This is a genomic window from Pseudomonas sp. UBA6323, from assembly GCF_002439135.1.
Lineage (GTDB): Bacteria > Pseudomonadota > Gammaproteobacteria > Pseudomonadales > Pseudomonadaceae > Aquipseudomonas.
Genome location: NZ_DJSX01000093.1, coordinates 25025 through 40689, shown reverse-complemented (window position 1 = coordinate 40689; position 15665 = coordinate 25025). Strand labels below are relative to the sequence as shown.

General features: G+C 63.2%; 15 protein-coding genes. 9 read left to right on the top strand and 6 right to left on the bottom strand.

All coding sequences use genetic code 11. From position 1 onward, the window contains the following. Nucleotides 1–152 precede the first annotated feature (152 nt). From B3P22_RS21730 to B3P22_RS21720, 3 genes are all read left to right on the top strand, one after another. Complete coding sequence (locus B3P22_RS21730; RefSeq protein WP_296272501.1) at nucleotides 153–380, top strand: hypothetical protein; 228 nt, start codon at nucleotides 153–155, stop codon at nucleotides 378–380. 106 nt (nucleotides 381–486) lie between these two features. Beyond that, the gene (locus B3P22_RS21725) at nucleotides 487–651 is read left to right on the top strand and encodes a hypothetical protein (RefSeq protein WP_296272500.1); all 165 of its coding nucleotides are present in this window, start codon (nucleotides 487–489) and stop codon (nucleotides 649–651) included. Between the two features lie 25 nt (nucleotides 652–676). Beyond that, nucleotides 677–1123, top strand: a complete 447-nt coding sequence (locus B3P22_RS21720) for a hypothetical protein (protein WP_296272499.1) — start codon at nucleotides 677–679, stop codon at nucleotides 1121–1123. 168 nt (nucleotides 1124–1291) lie between these two features. Here the strand turns inward: B3P22_RS21720 and B3P22_RS21715 are convergent, their stop codons facing one another. After that, nucleotides 1292–2206: a DMT family transporter gene (locus B3P22_RS21715; RefSeq protein WP_296272498.1), complete on the bottom strand. Its 915-nt coding sequence runs from the start codon at nucleotides 2204–2206 to the stop codon at nucleotides 1292–1294. A 205-nt stretch (nucleotides 2207–2411) separates the two neighbouring features. Beyond that, a complete protein-coding gene (locus B3P22_RS21710; protein ID WP_296272497.1) occupies nucleotides 2412–4328 on the bottom strand; it encodes a bifunctional metallophosphatase/5'-nucleotidase in 1917 nt (638 codons plus the stop codon). Between the two features lie 172 nt (nucleotides 4329–4500). Here B3P22_RS21710 and B3P22_RS21705 point away from each other — a divergent pair, with 172 nt between their 5' ends. Next, complete coding sequence (locus B3P22_RS21705; protein ID WP_197854790.1) at nucleotides 4501–4665, top strand: hypothetical protein; 165 nt, start codon at nucleotides 4501–4503, stop codon at nucleotides 4663–4665. Nucleotides 4666–5149: 484 nt separating this feature from the next. On the opposite strand, the gene moaE is transcribed toward B3P22_RS21705, so the two are convergent. The 4 genes from moaE to B3P22_RS21685 all read right to left on the bottom strand — a co-directional run bounded on the left by moaE (nucleotide 5150) and on the right by B3P22_RS21685 (nucleotide 8217). Then, a complete protein-coding gene (gene moaE / locus B3P22_RS21700) occupies nucleotides 5150–5602 on the bottom strand; it encodes a molybdopterin synthase catalytic subunit MoaE (protein WP_296272496.1) in 453 nt (150 codons plus the stop codon). 121 nt (nucleotides 5603–5723) lie between these two features. Continuing rightward, nucleotides 5724–5966, bottom strand: coding sequence for a MoaD/ThiS family protein (locus B3P22_RS21695; RefSeq protein ID WP_003459467.1), 243 nt, complete (start codon nucleotides 5964–5966; stop codon nucleotides 5724–5726). Next, nucleotides 5963–6439, bottom strand: a complete 477-nt coding sequence (gene moaC, locus B3P22_RS21690; protein ID WP_074675771.1) for a cyclic pyranopterin monophosphate synthase MoaC — start codon at nucleotides 6437–6439, stop codon at nucleotides 5963–5965. The genes B3P22_RS21695 and moaC overlap by 4 nt, the downstream gene beginning before the upstream one ends. Nucleotides 6440–6825: 386 nt before the next feature. Further along, nucleotides 6826–8217 carry a PhoH family protein gene (locus B3P22_RS21685; protein ID WP_275547101.1) on the bottom strand — a complete coding sequence of 464 codons (1392 nt, stop codon included), beginning with the start codon at nucleotides 8215–8217 and terminating at the stop codon, nucleotides 6826–6828. A 512-nt stretch (nucleotides 8218–8729) separates the two neighbouring features. On the opposite strand from B3P22_RS21685, the gene yaaA reads away from it, so the two are divergent. The 5 genes from yaaA to algK all read left to right on the top strand — a co-directional run bounded on the left by yaaA (nucleotide 8730) and on the right by algK (nucleotide 15653). Next, entirely contained in the window at nucleotides 8730–9509 is a 780-nt protein-coding gene (yaaA, locus tag B3P22_RS21680; protein WP_296272495.1) for a peroxide stress protein YaaA, read from the top strand. Between the two features lie 719 nt (nucleotides 9510–10228). Then, a complete protein-coding gene (gene algD / locus B3P22_RS21675) occupies nucleotides 10229–11539 on the top strand; it encodes a GDP-mannose 6-dehydrogenase (protein WP_296272494.1) in 1311 nt (436 codons plus the stop codon). A 50-nt stretch (nucleotides 11540–11589) separates the two neighbouring features. Next, a complete protein-coding gene (gene alg8, locus B3P22_RS21670; RefSeq protein WP_296272493.1) occupies nucleotides 11590–13071 on the top strand; it encodes a mannuronan synthase in 1482 nt (493 codons plus the stop codon). Between the two features lie 26 nt (nucleotides 13072–13097). After that, nucleotides 13098–14261, top strand: coding sequence for an alginate biosynthesis protein Alg44 (locus tag B3P22_RS21665; RefSeq protein WP_275547097.1), 1164 nt, complete (start codon nucleotides 13098–13100; stop codon nucleotides 14259–14261). Nucleotides 14262–14273: 12 nt separating this feature from the next. Then, complete coding sequence (gene algK / locus B3P22_RS21660) at nucleotides 14274–15653, top strand: alginate biosynthesis TPR repeat lipoprotein AlgK (protein ID WP_296272492.1); 1380 nt, start codon at nucleotides 14274–14276, stop codon at nucleotides 15651–15653. The last annotated feature ends 12 nt before the right edge of the window (nucleotides 15654–15665 follow it).

Sequence of the window (15665 nt, the reverse complement as noted above, 5' to 3'; positions counted from 1 at the left end):
AGCGGTTAGGCTTCGCCGCTGGCGACGCGCCCAATCACTCGCTTCCGAGCCTGCGGTTCACCGCTCAATCGCTCGGACGGTGCTTGCGGGGCTGTCGAACGATCCCGGAAAATCCACCTCCAGCAGGCTGCAGCGCCGCCGCGCGCTGGCCCATGAACCAGGAGAAGACCTTGAGAGCGAGAGACGACTTCGACGATCTGCGGGCGGAGCGTGATATGCCGACGCATTATCGCAACGAACCCAACCGCTTCGCCGGGCTGTGGAAGCAGATCGCGATAGGCATCGTTGTCGGCTACAGCGTGCTGGGCATCATCAGCGCGGTTGTCTGGATGCTTATCGCCCAGGTCGCGCTTAGTAGCCTGTCGATCACCCTGCCGTAACGGTCACATCCCTGCATCACTGGAGGTGCCGACGGTGGGGTTGGCACTTGCCATCCCCTGCCCACCTCTTCATCCTGCCCCACTTGTTGACCAAACGAGCCCTGTCATGACGCCCATCCAGAATATCGGCCTGGCGCTATTCGTTGTGCTTTCCATCAGTATCGCCATCGGCCACAAGACCGACTGCGGCGATGGCCGCGTGGTGGAGACCTACCTTGCCAAGGGCCTGGCCTCGAAGCTGCTGGGGCATGATCTTTGCCAGCAACCCTGAACGACTCTTCATTAAGGAAGATGTGATGAAAAAGTTCGCCTTGCTTGTCAGCTTTGGCCTTCTCGGCGCTTGCGCCAACCTGGGTTCGCAGCCACCGGTGCCGGTTACCTCGCCGGTGGTGCAGGCCTTTCGCGACATCTGCCTGCAGACGGCGCCGAGCTTTGCCGAGGCGCATCGCGTGGCGCGGGAGTATGGCATCACCGAAATGACCGACATGGGCTTCGCCACCATCGGCTTCAACGCGGACAAGAGCCTGAGCATGCAGGTGAAGGTCAGCCATGAATGCGTGGTGACCAGCGAGACGCAGCAGGACGACACGCTGACCCGCCAGCTGCTGACCGCCGCCGCGGTCAACGCCGGTACCACAGTGCCGCGTAGGGTACCGGTGAAGATGATGATCGCAGGGCAGGCGTTCATCCTGATGCACGATCGCAAGGGCGGCGAAGCCTTGGTGATGATGAAGCCGGAGTGAAAGAACTAGCATTCCTCAACCCCGAGCCACGTTCGACGGGGGTGGCCGGCAGACCAGACTTACGGCGTTTTTCCGCCCTCTCCCCCAACCCCTCTCCCATAAATGGGAGAGGGGAGCTAAGCGCGCGCGACCTTATGAGAACGGCGTTACGCTAATCGGCGGGTATTTTCAGGCGCTTTTGCCTGGCCGCGTGGCCAGCAGCAGGCCACCGAAGATCATCGTGGCGCCCAGCCAGTGGTAGAGCTGCAGGCTCTCATTCAACAGCACCCAGCCCAGCAACGCGGTGAAAACCGGCATCACGTAGTTGGTCAGCGCCGCCCTGGCCGCGCCGATCACGCGGATGCCATGGTTCCACGCCAGGTAGGCCACCAGCGAGGCGAACACCGCCGTGTAGACGATGGCCGAGAGATTGGCGGTATTGAGCGTCAGGTGTGCGCCCTGGCTCAGTTCATAGAGATAGAAAGGCAGGATCAGCGGCACGCCGAGCAGAATGAACACGCCGAGCAAGGCCAGCGGCGGAATCGGCTGCAGATATGCCGACCAGCGCCGCAGCAGCAGCGAGTACAGCGCCCAGTCGACCACGGCCAGCAGCATGATCAGGTCGCCCTGGTTGAACGACAGGCTGGCCAGGCGGCTCCATTGCCCCTGGCTGATCAGCACGGCCAAGCCCGCCACGGCCACCAGCATGCCCCACCAGGCACGGCGCGCCGGCCATTCATTGAGCAACAGCCCCGCACCGATGAAGGTCACCAGCGGCAGGCAGGTGTTGACCAGCGAGATATTGATCGCCGCCGTGGTCTGCGCGGCGCTGTAGAGCAGCGAGTTGTAGCCGGCGATGCCCAGGCCGCCAAGCACCAGCAGGCGCCAGCCGGCATTGCCCACGGCCACGCGGTGACGCCATAGCGGCATGGCGACGAAAGGCAGCAGCAGCGCCAGAGCCAGGCACCAGCGCCAGAACGACAGGGTGAACGGCGCGATTTCACCGGCGAAGGCACGCGCCACCAGCGCATTACCGGACCAGCAGAGGTTGGCCAGCAACAGGCCGAACAGCGCCAGCGGGCGCGAGTGTTGGAGTGCGTTCATAAGGCGATTGCGGCGCCAGTGTTATCCGAACGGGAACGGCCCGGTTGAGCACGGTCAGCGTGCGGGCAGTGCTGAGCGATCATTGCATAGCTTCCGAAGCAGGCGGCTATGCACCATACGGAGGCAGGCCAGGCTTGGCAAGATCGCGGCGGATGAGCAAAGGCGCGCTGCGTACCGGAGTCGGCACGCAGCACGCGCTGGACACTCAATACCGTCGCCGCAGCGGGCGACTCAGCAGCCAGAGAATCAGCAAGCCGCAAACCAGGATCACCGTACTGGTGCCCCACTGCAGCGGCCCGGCGAGGCGGAACATCTCGGCCGGATGCAGGCTCGGCACGCGAATCATGCGTACTTCGGCAGCGATGCCGGTGGTAGGAATGTCGGCTAGGCCGTCGCCGTCGAGATCCGGCAGGCTGCGGATATGGTCGAGCAGCGCCTGCCATTCCTTGAGTTCCTGCACACCTTCGGTTTCCGGGTCCTGGTCGACGATGGCATCTTCGATACGCGGTAGCGGCTTGCCCTCGGCATCCTTGGGGACCACGTCGAGCAGGCCCTTGGTCAGGTCCGGCACCAGCCAGGTGAAGCTGCCGACGTAGCTGGTGGCGCCGATGCTGTAGAGGCGCGTGTCGTTCAGATCCAGGTCGCGGTAACCCCTGACCGGGTCACCAATCTCGATCCGGCTGACGCGGTCGAACGGCACGCGCCAGGGGTTGTAGGTAAAGCGCACGCCGGAGACCCGCGGGTAATAGCTCTGGCTGTCGCGCAACTGATAGGCGAGCAGCAGCACCTCCAGCAGCGACTTGATTTCACGGGCGCTGACGTAGGCCTTGATCATCGGGTAGCCGGGTTCGTCGCCGAAATGGCCGATGCCCAGCGGCGCGATGCGGAACAGGTCGGAGACATCCTGCACACCGTTGCGGCCCTTTATCAGATCATCGCGGATGGTGCCGTTGCCGGTGAAGGCCAGGTCGGCGTCCACCGCTTGACGCAGGGCATCGGTCACCAGGTTGGCCAGGGTATGGTCGCTGAAATCGCGGCCCAGGCTCTGGTCGACCTTGGCCAGCGCCTGGTCGAACCGATAGCCCTTGGGCGCCAGCATGCGCTCGCTGACCACCTGCTTGAAGTCCTCCACCTTGGCGGTGATGGTCGCATCGCCGACGATGCTGTCGTTGACCGGATGCAGGCGGTAGTCGCGCACACGCGGCACGCCATCATCGCCGATGGTCATGCGCAGTTCGCCGAGGTACTGGATTTCCGAACCGGCCTGCACCACCGGGGTATGTCCGTTGACCAATACCGGCTGCGGCAGCGCCACATGGGAGTGGCCGCCGACGACGATATCGATGCCCGGCACCTGCTCGACCAGCTCCACCTCCTCGCCGCGCCAACTGGCATCGGCCTGCTGGGTGACGCCCATGTGCGAGAGCAGGATGACCACTTCGGCGCCCTCCTCGCGAAGCTTGGCCACGGTTTCCCGGGCGGTGGCCACCGGGTCGGCGAAGGTCACCGGCTTGATCATCGGACTGACCGCCACGGCGTCGGTACCGAGCAGACCGAACAGGCCGAAGCGGATGCCACCACGCTCGATCAGCGTGTAAGGCAGGATGCGCCCGGCCTCGGCATGCGCCTCGAGGCTGTCGTCGGCCTTGCTCGCCGGATCGAAGCGCATGTTGCTCGACAGCAGCGGCAGCAGCGCATCGCCCTTGGCCTTGTGCGCGGAGCTGATCATCGCGGCGAGGCCTGCCGGACGGAAATCGAATTCGTGGTTGCCGATCACCGCGGCGTCGTAGCCCAGATCGGTCATCAGGCGCAGTTCGCTGCCCATCTCGCGAGCGATGGTGTGAAACAGCGTGCCCATGGTGAAGTCGCCGCCATCGAGCAGCAGCAGAGGTTCATCCCCGGCTGCCGCGCGGCGCTCGTTCAACAAGGTGGCCAGGCGCGCGACACCGCCAACGGTACCGTCATCGTTCACCGTCGCCGGGCTGTATTCGTTGTTCGGGCCGAAACCGAGCAGGCGCGACTGCCAGTCATTGCTGTGCAGGATGGTGAAACTTCGCTCGGCAGCGGCCAGCGGCGCGGCAGCCAGCAGACCGGCGAGCAGAAGGGAGGGAAACAGGCGCATGGACGATCCTTGACGATGACTGCGCACAGTATGGAGCAGGCCATGACGCCAGACAGCGACCGATCGAGACGTCTTTTGTCGCCAATCGAGTCAGCCATTCATTGCCTCAGGTCAGCCCCAAGCCAGACGAAGGGGCTAGGCTGTATACAGGACGGCAAAGCGGAGAAGAACGATGGACCACTACGACCTGATGCTGGTGCTGCTGATCGGCGGATTCCTGATGCTGGGGGTCGGCTTCAACTTTCGCGAACACGAATGGGGCGTGCTGGTACTAGGCCTGGGTGTGCTGGTGATGCTGGTGCCGATTGCGTTGCGGGTGCATCTGGCGTTGGCGTAGGCGTGCAGCGCTCGGGGGGACGTTCGATGCAGATGCTGCTCGCGCGCCGCGCAACCCTACCAGACAGTAGATGGCGTTGCGCCAATGGTGGGTTACGCCGCAGCAGGCATTGCGATTCGCTCAACAGACCTACCAGGCGGCCAACCCACCCTACGGTTCAGCGCGCGGTCACTCGTAGGGTGGGTTAGCGGCGCTGAATGACGGTCTTCAAGACACAGATGAAGGCCGTGCGCCGCGTAACCCACCGGGCGGTTGAAGGCGTTGCGCAATGGTGGGTTACGCCGCAGCAGACACTGCGATTCGCTCAACAGACTTACCAAGCGGCTAACCCACCCTACGGTTCAGCGCGCGGTCACTCGTAGGGTGGGTCAGCGGCGCTGAATGATGGTCTTCAAGACACAGATGAAGGCCGTGCGCCGCGTAACCCACCGGGCGGTTGATGGCGCCACGCCGAAGGCGGCTCAGGTAACAGCCCCATGACTCCCTAATGCTTCCAGCGCTCGGCGGCGCTCTGGTCGCTGCAGCGGCCTTCGACCCAGCGCGGGCCTTCGCTGGTGTCTTCCTTCTTCCAGAACGGGGCGCGGGTCTTCAGGTAATCCATGACGAAATTGCAGGCGTCGAACGCGGCCTGGCGATGGGCGCTGCTGGTGCCGACGAAGACGATGGGCTCGCCCGGCTCCAGCCGACCGACGCGGTGGATGATCTCGATGCCCAGCAGCGGCCAGCGCTCATGCGCTTCATCGGCGATCTTGGCCAGGGCCTTTTCGGTCATGCCGGGAAAATGCTCGAGGAACATGCCGCCCACTTCGCGCCCATCATTGAAGTCACGCACGTAGCCGACGAAGGTGACCACCGCTCCGATGCCGAGGTTGGCAGCATGCAGGGCGTTGAGCTCGGTACCGGGGTCGAAGGGCTGGGCTTGGACGCGGATGGTCATGCGGGGTCTCGTTTGATGAGGCGTTTTCAGAGTCGGTTTGGTGGGCTGAAGCCCACCCTACGCGGAGCGGTTCATCATCGCGGCTGAAGCGGAACGCCGCCCGGCCGCTCCTACAGCCGTATCAACCGCCGGTGACGGTGGGGAAGAAGGCCACCTCATCGCCTTCGGCCAGCGGCTCGTCGAGGCTGCACAGCTCCTGATTACGTGCACACATCAGGTTCTGCTCACCTAGCACCTCCCATTCGCCGCCGCGGGCGACCAAGTGCAGACGCAAATCGTCGAGGGTGGCGAAGTCGCCGCTGAGTTGTTCGTCGTCACGGCCCAGGGCCTCACGGTAGCGGGCGAAATACTGCACGCGGATCATGCTTGCTCCTCCAGCTTGTAGTGACCGCTCTTGCCGCCGAGCTTTTCCAGCAGGCGTACCTGCTCGATGACCATGCCGCGATCCACGGCCTTGCACATGTCATAGAGGGTCAGCGCGGCGACGCTGGCGGCAGTCAGTGCTTCCATCTCGACACCGGTTTGCCCGGACAGTTTGCAGCGTGCGGTGATATGGACGCAGTCATCGCCTTCGGCGCTCAGCTCGACCTTGACGCCAGTGAGCATCAGCGGGTGACACAACGGAATCAGATCGCTGGTTTTCTTCGCCGCCTGGATGCCGGCGATACGCGCTACGGCGAACACATCGCCCTTGGGATGCTCACCGGCAACGATCATCTGCAGGGTGGCGGGGAGCATGCGCACGCGTGCTTCGGCGGTGGCTTCACGGAAGGTAGTCGCCTTGTCGGTGACGTCGACCATATGCGCGCGGCCTTGGGAATCGAGGTGGGTCAGCACGGGAAAGCTCCTGGCGGGAATCGGCCGATTGTAAACCTGCAGGTCAGGAATTCGTAGCCCGGATGAAATCCGGGGCCAAGGCGGCAAAAATCCCCGGATTTCAGCCGGGCTACTGACTACATTCGGCGACACAACTGTAGGAGCGGATTCATCCGCGATCATCGCGGCTGAAGCCGCTTCCACAGGATTACCGCGTTGATACCGACAAAAAAACGCCCCGGCTCTTGCGAGCAGGGGCGTCGAGATATTGGTGCACTATCGCCCCTCTCCCCCAACCCCCACCCTGCGCCCCAGCCCTTCGCAGAGCTAAGGGCGCTTCAGCGGGCGAAGCAGTGCTTCGCTATTTCCGCTTACGCCCCGCAAGCGGGAGAGGGGAGCCAGGAGCACTACATATGACTTTCCGCGTATTCCGCGAGAACCGAGCGCGGTACGCCTTGCAGGGTGATATGAACGCCGTGCGGGAAGTCCTTGAAGCGTTCGGTGAGGTAGGTCAGGCCCGAGCTGGGCGCTGACAGATACGGTGTGTCGATCTGCGCCAGGTTCCCCAGACAGACCACCTTCGAGCCGCTGCCGGCACGGGTGATGATGGTCTTCATCTGGTGCGGGGTGAGGTTCTGACACTCGTCAATGAGTATCAGGCTCTGCTGGAAGCTGCGCCCACGGATGTAGTTGAGCGACTTAAATTGCAGCGGCACCTTCTGCAGGATGTAGTCGACGCTGCCGTGGGTGCTCTCGTCCTCCATGTGCAGCGCTTCGAGGTTGTCGGTAATGGCGCCGAGCCAGGGCTCCATCTTCTCCGCCTCGGTGCCGGGCAGAAAACCGATTTCCTGATCCAGCCCCTGCACGCTACGGGTGGCGATGATCCTCCGGTAGCGCTTGCTGACCATGGTCTGCTCGATGGCCGCAGCCAGCGCCAGGATGGTCTTGCCGGAACCGGCAGCGCCGGACAGGTTGACCAGGTGAATGTCCGGGTCGAGCAGGGCGAACAGCGCCAGCGCCTGGTGGATGTCGCGCGGTTTCAGGCCCCAGGCTTCCTGGTGCAGAAGCGGCTCCTGGTGCATGTCGAGGATCACCAGCTCGTCGCCCTTGATCGCCTTAATCCAGCCCACGAAGCCCTGCTCATCGAGGATGAACTCGTTGATGTGCACGGCCGGCAGGTTGTCGGTGAGCTGCACGCGATGCCAGGTGCGGCCGTGGTCCTGACGGGTGTCGACCTTGCTCACGCGGTCCCAGAACGAGCCGGGCATGTCGTGATACCCCTTCGACAGCAGCGAGACGTCATCAACCAATTGGTCGGTGTGGTAGTCCTCGGCGTCGATGCCGCAGGCGCGCGCCTTCAGACGCATGTTGATGTCCTTGGTCACCAGCACCACGGACAGGCCCGGGTTGCGTGACTTCAGCTCCACCAACTGGTTGATGATCTTGTTGTCGTTGAGGGTTTCCGGCAGCCAAGTGACCGGCGCCGCGCTCTTGCTCATAAGGATGGAAAGGCGCCCGCAGGGGCCGCTCTTGCCGCGCTGGATCGGTACGCCATATTCGACGTCTTCGGGTTCGGCGCCGGCGAGAATCTGGTCGATCAGGCGGATGGCCTGGCGACATTCGGCGGCGACGCCGTGTTTGCCGGACTTCAGTTTGTCGAGTTCCTCCAACACCGTCATCGGGATGGCGACGTGGTGTTCTTCGAAGTTGAGCAAGGCGTTGGGATCGTGGATCAGAACATTGGTGTCGAGGGCGTAGAGGGTTGGAGCGGTGGGCTTGGAGCGTCCGTGGTCATCCATACTCGGTCACCTTCTTGTAGTAGCCAGGCGACGCAATACCAGGGCGGTGCTGCGCCGGACAGAGACCGCCGATTTTTCAGATCGGGGCCGAAAGGTGGCAAGCAAGGTGAGGGCCAATGGCCGCCACCTGTCTGCAGGTTTCGGCGGTCTTGCTTTTTTATTACTCCAATTCACATGACAGAAAAACGTTTTTTTCTCGGCATGCGGGTTTATTTGCACACGCGACAGATAACGCTTGGCGTGCCGCCAGCGCCCCGTTACAGTCGGAAGTCCTACCGGCTGTCGCCCGCTTCGCTTACCCGCCCTCTCTTGCAGCACGCCGCGCCATTCAGGTGTAGCGCCCTTTCGCTTAGCCATGAATGTTCTGCCTTCCCAGGGGCGGTATCGGTTCATTCGCGAGCAGAGCTCGCTCCAACCAAAGCAGTGATCGGCTCTTCTCAATCGCCCCGATAGGTGGCCTTGCCGATCCCTGCCCTCTAGAATCGCCGTCACGCTTTCTGGAGACCTAGCTCATGCTGATGGTGATTTCACCGGCCAAGACCCTCGATTACGAGACACCGCCCGCCACACCGCACTTCACCCAACCCGAACACCTTGACCACGCCCAGGAACTGATTGAGCAGCTGCGCGACTTCAGCCCGGCGCAAATCGCCGAACTGATGGGCCTGTCGGACAAGCTCGCGGGCCTCAACGCCGCGCGTTTCGGCAGTTGGGAGCGGCCATTCAACCCCTCCAACGCCAAGCAGGCGCTGCTCGCATTCAAGGGCGACGTCTATACCGGGCTCAATGCCGAGGATTTTTCCGAGGACGATTTCGCCTTCGCCCAGACTCACCTGCGCATGCTCTCCGGCCTGTACGGCGTGCTGCGCCCGCTGGATCTGATGCAGGCCTATCGCCTGGAGATGGGCACCAAGTTGGTCAACGGCCGCGGCAAGGATCTGTATGCCTTCTGGGGCGAGCGCATCGGCGGCTGGCTCAACGAAGCGCTGGCCGCCCAGGGCGACGACGTGCTGCTCAACCTGGCGTCCAACGAATACTTCGGCGCGGTCAAGCGCAAGGCCTTGAACGCTCGCATCATCGACACCGAGTTCAAGGACCTGAAGAACGGTCAGTACAAGATCATCAGCTTCTATGCCAAGAAGGCCCGCGGCATGATGGCCCGCTACGTGATCAAGGAACGCCTGACCAACCCCGAAGGCCTGAAGGACTTCGACTATCAGGGCTACCGTTACTCGGCCGAACATTCCAAGGCCGACAGCCTGGTTTTCCTGCGCGACCAGCCGCAGGACTGATCACCGAACGGCACAAACCCATGCGCCGCTCATCGGTTGCTGCATGGGTTTGGCCGCTGCGCTGGGCAATTCCCTCCTTCCCGCTTGTTCCCCGTGGGGCGGCCGCCTCGCTGGGCGCCGAGCGCAGCGCCCAAGAAAAATTCCTTAGTCGCTGCGTTTACCTCTGAAAAAACTCTTTGGCATCACAGTTTCAGCGCGGCCGCACTTCGCGCAGAACTTATTGCGTCGCTTAGTTATCGGATAGTTTCGCGTTAGTTAACTCGCTGCTTGCCATCGTGCATTTTGCAAGTTGCCACTATATTGCGATCAAAAAATTCGTTCAGCTCCTGTTCAGGTTCAGGACGAACGGTAGGAACTATCCCAAAGAGCCGCCACTCATACAGCCCGTAACACATTTCAATACATAACTTTTCAACAACCGAGACTGCCAGATAGCGGATTGATTTTCGCCGGAGCGTTTCACCCCGAGAAAAGTTTATGCAGTTCCAAGGGAGATAGCACAACCCGCCACAGCACTGAACTAGAGGCCTCACGCGAGGCAGAGACAACAATACCAAAGGGCCACTGTTATATATAACGGCCCGCACTTGGTGCCAACTCCGGCGCCACCCTCTACTTATGCCTGAATGAACTTGCTCGCCATTAAAAGCAAGTTCACGGACTAGTTTTGGCCAAAAGGCCAGTATTTGAAACTGCATCGAACGGACGAGGTGAATACCATGCGAATCAGTATCTTCGGTTTGGGTTATGTAGGTGCCGTTTGTGCCGGCTGTTTGTCGGCACGGGGTCACGACGTGATTGGCGTGGACATCTCCGCGCACAAGATCGACCTGATCAACAACGGCAAATCTCCCATCGTCGAACCAGGTCTGGAAGAACTGCTGCAACAGGGTCTGCGCCAAGGCCGCCTGCGTGGCACCACCGATGTTGCCACTGCCGTTCTGGAGAGCGATGTATCGTTCATCTGCGTCGGCACGCCGAGCAAGAAGAACGGCGACCTGGAGCTGAACTACATCGAAGGCGTGTGCCGCGAGATCGGCATGGCCATGCGCGACAAGAACGAGCGCCACACCGTGGTGGTGCGCAGCACCGTGCTGCCGGGCACGGCCAAGAACGTGGTGCTGCCGATTCTCGAGGATTGCTCGGGCAAGAAGGCAGGGGTCGACTTCGGCCTGGCGGTGAACCCCGAGTTCCTGCGTGAGAGCACCGCAATCAAGGACTACGACTTCCCGCCGATGACCGTCATCGGTGAGCTGGACAAGGCCTCCGGCGATCTGCTGGAAAGCATCTACAGCGAACTCGACGCCCCGATCATCCGCAAGGACATCGAAGTCGCCGAGATGATCAAGTACACCTGCAACGTCTGGCATGCGGCCAAGGTCACCTTCGCCAACGAGATCGGCAACATCGCCAAGGCAGTCGGCGTCGACGGTCGCGAGGTGATGGACGTGGTCTGCCAGGATCACAAGCTGAACCTCTCCAAGTACTACATGAAGCCCGGCTTCGCCTTCGGCGGCTCCTGCCTGCCCAAGGATGTGCGCGCGCTGAACTACCGCGCCAGCAGCCTGGACGTGGAAGCCCCGCTGATCGGCTCGCTGATGCGCAGCAACGCTGCCCAGGTGCAGAAAGCCTTCGACATCATCGCCAGCCAGGACTCGCGCAAGGTCGCCCTGCTCGGCCTGAGCTTCAAGGCCGGCACCGATGACCTGCGTGAGAGCCCGCAGGTGGAGCTGGCGGAAATGCTCATCGGCAAGGGCTTCGACCTGAGCATCTACGACCGCAACGTCGAGTACGCCCGCGTACACGGCGCCAACAAGGACTACATCGAGTCGAAGATCCCGCACGTGTCCTCGCTGCTCAACAGTGACCTGGACGACGTGGTGGCGAAGGCCGACATCATCGTCCTGGGCAACAGCGACGAGCGTTTCGCCAAGCTGGCGGAGCAGGCGCCGAGCGGCAAGCGGGTGATCGACCTGGTCGGTTTCATGCCCAACGCCAGCAACGGCGTGGCCGAAGGCATCTGCTGGTAAAGGCCGAGCGTACCTGCACGCCCCGAGCGTGCAGGTACTCGGAGACGCATATGGACAAGCTCAAGAACGGCCTCAACCAAGCCAGCGGCTGGATGCTCTATCTCAGCCTGCTGATGCTCCTGGCACTGGCTCTGCCACGCACGGTGTTCGACCCCGAGTCGCGGGACTTCCTCCTGCTCATTGGTATCGTCGGCATCTGGCGCTATTCCATGGGCGCCATGCACTTCGTGCGCGGCTGCCTGTTCCTCTACCTGGTCTACCCCTGGTATCGCCGCAAGGTTACAAAACTCGGCAAGGACGCCGACCCCTCTCATGTGTTCCTGCTGGTCACCAGTTTCCGCATCGAGGCGCTGACCACCGCCATGGTCTACCGCTCGGTGATTCGCGAAGCCATCGACTGCGGCTACCCGACCACCGTGGTGTGTTCGATCGTCGAGCTCTCCGACGAGTTGCTGATCAAGAACCTCTGGGCCCAGGCCGAGCCGCCGGCACATGTCACCTTGGACATCGTGCGCATTCCCGGCACCGGCAAGCGTGATGGCCTTGCTCATGGCTTCCGCGCCATTTCCCGACAGATGCCGGACCGCGATGCGGTGGTGGCGGTGATTGACGGCGACACCGTGCTCGAACCTGAAGTGGTCCGTAAATGCGTGCCCTGGTTCAAGCTCTTCCCCAATGTCGGCGGGCTGACCACCAACGAGTTCTGCGAGGTACGCGGCAGCTACCTGATGAGCGAATGGCACAAGCTGCGCTTCGCCCAGCGCCACCTCAACATGTGCTCGATGGCGCTTAGCAAGCGCGTGCTGACCATGACCGGGCGCATGTCGGTGTTCCGCGCCAGCGTGGTGACCGACCCAGAGTTCATCCGCGATGTCGAAGCCGACCACCTGGAGCACTGGCGCCTGGGCCGCTTCCAGTTCCTCACCGGTGACGACAAGTCGAGCTGGTACAGCCTGATGCGCCTGGGCTACGACACCTTCTACGTGCCGGACGCCGCCATCAACACGGTCGAGCATCCGCCAGAGAAGAGCTTCATCAAGGCCAGCCGCAAGCTGATGTTCCGCTGGTACGGCAACAACCTGCGGCAGAACTCGCGCGCCCTGCGTCTGGGCATGAGCCGCCTCGGCGCCTTCACCACCCTGGTGCTGTTCGACCAGCGCGTGTCGATGTGGACCTGCCTGCTGGGGCTGTGCGTGGCGATCATCGCCAGCATCAAGTACAGCGTGATGTACCTGCTGATCTACCTGCTGTGGATCGGTACTACGCGGCTGATCCTGACCCTGCTGCTGATGCTCTCCGGGCACCGCATCGGCCCGGCCTACCCGGCGCTGCTCTATTACAACCAGATCGTCGGGGCCATGGTGAAGATCTACGTGTTCTTCCGCCTCGACCAACAGTCCTGGACGCGCCAGAACACCAAGCTCAACCGCGGCTTGTCCAGCTTCGCCAACTGGTTCAACAGCTGGTCGTCGCGTGCCATGACTTTTTCTGCTGCCTCTGTCTTTATCGCCGCGCTGCTGGCGCTGGTATGACCCTACTCGAATAGGAATTAGCCACCATGAACTCCGTCGCCAATCTCAACGTCGTCCATGAGTCCGAGGCCCAGCGCCAGCACGCCCGCGTCAAGCTGCCAGGGCGCCTGCGCTACACCAATGCCCAGCGCGAACGCATCGATGCACGCCTGCAGGATGTCTCTGCCGGCGGCTTCAGCTTCACCAGCGAAAACGCCACGCACAAGGTCGGGGACTTCCACCGCGGCCAGCTGCAGTTCCAGCTCGACAGCCTGGTGCTAGGTCTGGACGTCGAGTTTCAGGTCAGCTCGGTACAACCGGAACATAACCGCGTAGGCTGCCATTTCCAGGGCCTCGGTGCGCGTGAAGCCGCAGCGTTGCGCCACCTGATCAGCAGCCACCTGGCCGGTGAACTGGTCAACGTCGGCGAGGTGCTGCACATCCTCCAGCGCGACAATTTCACCAAAGCACGCAAGAACGGTTCCGGCGGTGGCATGGGCATGTTCGGTCGCCTGCGCGCCGTGACCTTCAGCGCCGCGATCTTCGTCATCGGCCTGGCCGCGTTCGGCTACATCGGCAAGTCGATCTACGGTCTGTACTTCGTCACCCACGCGAAGTCGGCGCAGATCAGCCTGCCGGCGCTGCAGGTCACCATGCCGCGTGAAGGCAGCGTGCAGAGCCTGGCGCAACCCGACGGCATCGTGGAAAAGGGCGCACCGATCGCCACCTTCACCACCAGCATGCTGGAAATGCTCAAGGGCCACCTGGGCGAAGACCAGCTCGAACCGAGCCAGATCGAAGCGCTGTTCGCCCGCGAGATGCAGGGCACCCTGACCAGCCCGTGCAACTGCAAGATCTCCCGCCAACTGGTGGCCGACGGCCAGTTCGCCAGCAAGGGCGACGTGATCTTCGAGCTGGTGCCGCAGGATGGTGTGGCCACCGTCGCGGCCAGCTTCTCCTACCGCAACCTGGAGCAGGCGCGCCCCGGCACACCAGTGACCTTCAAGGTGGCGGGCGAAGACCAGGCGCGCCATGGCGAGATCGTCAGCAGCGCGCTGCACGACGGTGGCCTGAGTTCGGACATCCGCGTGGTGATCAAGCCGCAGGAAACCCTGCCGGCCAGCCTCGCCGGCCAGCCGGTGGACGTGGTCATCGACCGTGGCCCGTCCTTCGGCGGCCTGGTCGACCGCGCCGTAGCCGCCGGGCGCTGAGGAGGTTCAGCCGTGAGCATGCCCCTTCTTCGCCCTGCCGCCCTGCTCGGCCTCGCCGTCAGCGCCACGCTGGCCGGCTGCGCCGGTCTGCCGGATGAGCGCCTGGCCCGCGAAGCCCTGCAGAGCGGCGATCAGCAGACTGCCGAATGGCATTTCCGCCAGCTCGCCGAGATGGGCTACAGCGACTCGCAGATCGGCCTGGCCGACATCTACGCGGCGAACGGCCAGACCCAGGACCTGGACGAGGCCGAGCGCATCTACCGCCAGGCCCTGGACGGCTCGCCGCGTGCCAAGGCGCGCCTTGGCAAGCTGCTGGCGCGCAAGCCCGGCAGCACTCTGGCCGAGCGCCAGGAGGCCGCCGAACTGCTGGAGAGCGCAGCCCAAGCCCACGAGCCAAGCGCGCTGCTGCCTCTGACCGAACTCTACCTGTTCTACCCACAGGACTTTCCCGCCATGAACCTCGCGCAACGTATCCAAGACTGGCGCCAGCAGGGCCTGCCACAGGCAGAGCTGGCGCAGATTCTTCTGTATCGCACCGATGGCACCTACGACCAGCACCTGGGCGAGATCGAGCGTATCTGCCAGGCGCGCCTGGCCAGCAACGACGCCTGCTACGCCGAGCTGGCCACCGTGTACCAGAAGCAGAACCGCGAAGACGACCGCCAGGTGCTGATCGACCAACTGCTGGCGGGCTACCGCGCCGGCAGCGTGTCACCCAATCAGGTCGAGTCCGTGGCGCAGGTACTTAGCGACCCCGAGCTGGGCCAGCCGCAACCGCAGCAGGCGCAGGACCTGCTCGAGGCCATCGCGCCGAACTACCCGGCCGCCTGGGTCAGCCTGGCGCGTCTGCTCTACGACTACCCGGGACAAGGCGATATCGACACCCTGCTCGGCTATCTGGAAAAGGGTCGCGAAGCCGCCCTGCCACGCGCCGAACTGTTGCTCGGACGCCTGTACTACGAAGGCAAGCTGCTCCCGCAGCAGCCGAAGAAGGCCGAGGAACACCTGCGCAAGGCCGCGCCCAGCGAACCCAGCGCCAGCTACTACCTGGGGCAGATCTACCTGCGCGGCTACCTCGGCGAGGTCTACGCCCAGCAGGCGCTCGACCACCTGCTCAGCGCCGCCCGCGCCGGTCAGCTCAGTGCCGACTTCGCCCTGGCACAGATGTACAGCCAGGGTCGCGGGGTCAAGCCCAACCCGGTCAACGCCTATGTCTTCAGCCAACTGGCCCTGCCGCGCAACACGCCGCCGACCTTCGAGCTGGCGCACACGGTGGCCGAGAGCCTGACCCCGGCGCAGCTCGCCGAAGGCCAGCGCCTGCTGCGTGAAGAGCGCGATGCCCGCGGCATCGTCCTGCAGCAGCAGGCCGCCTTGCAGGTCAGCCAGCCATGAACAGGGATGCAC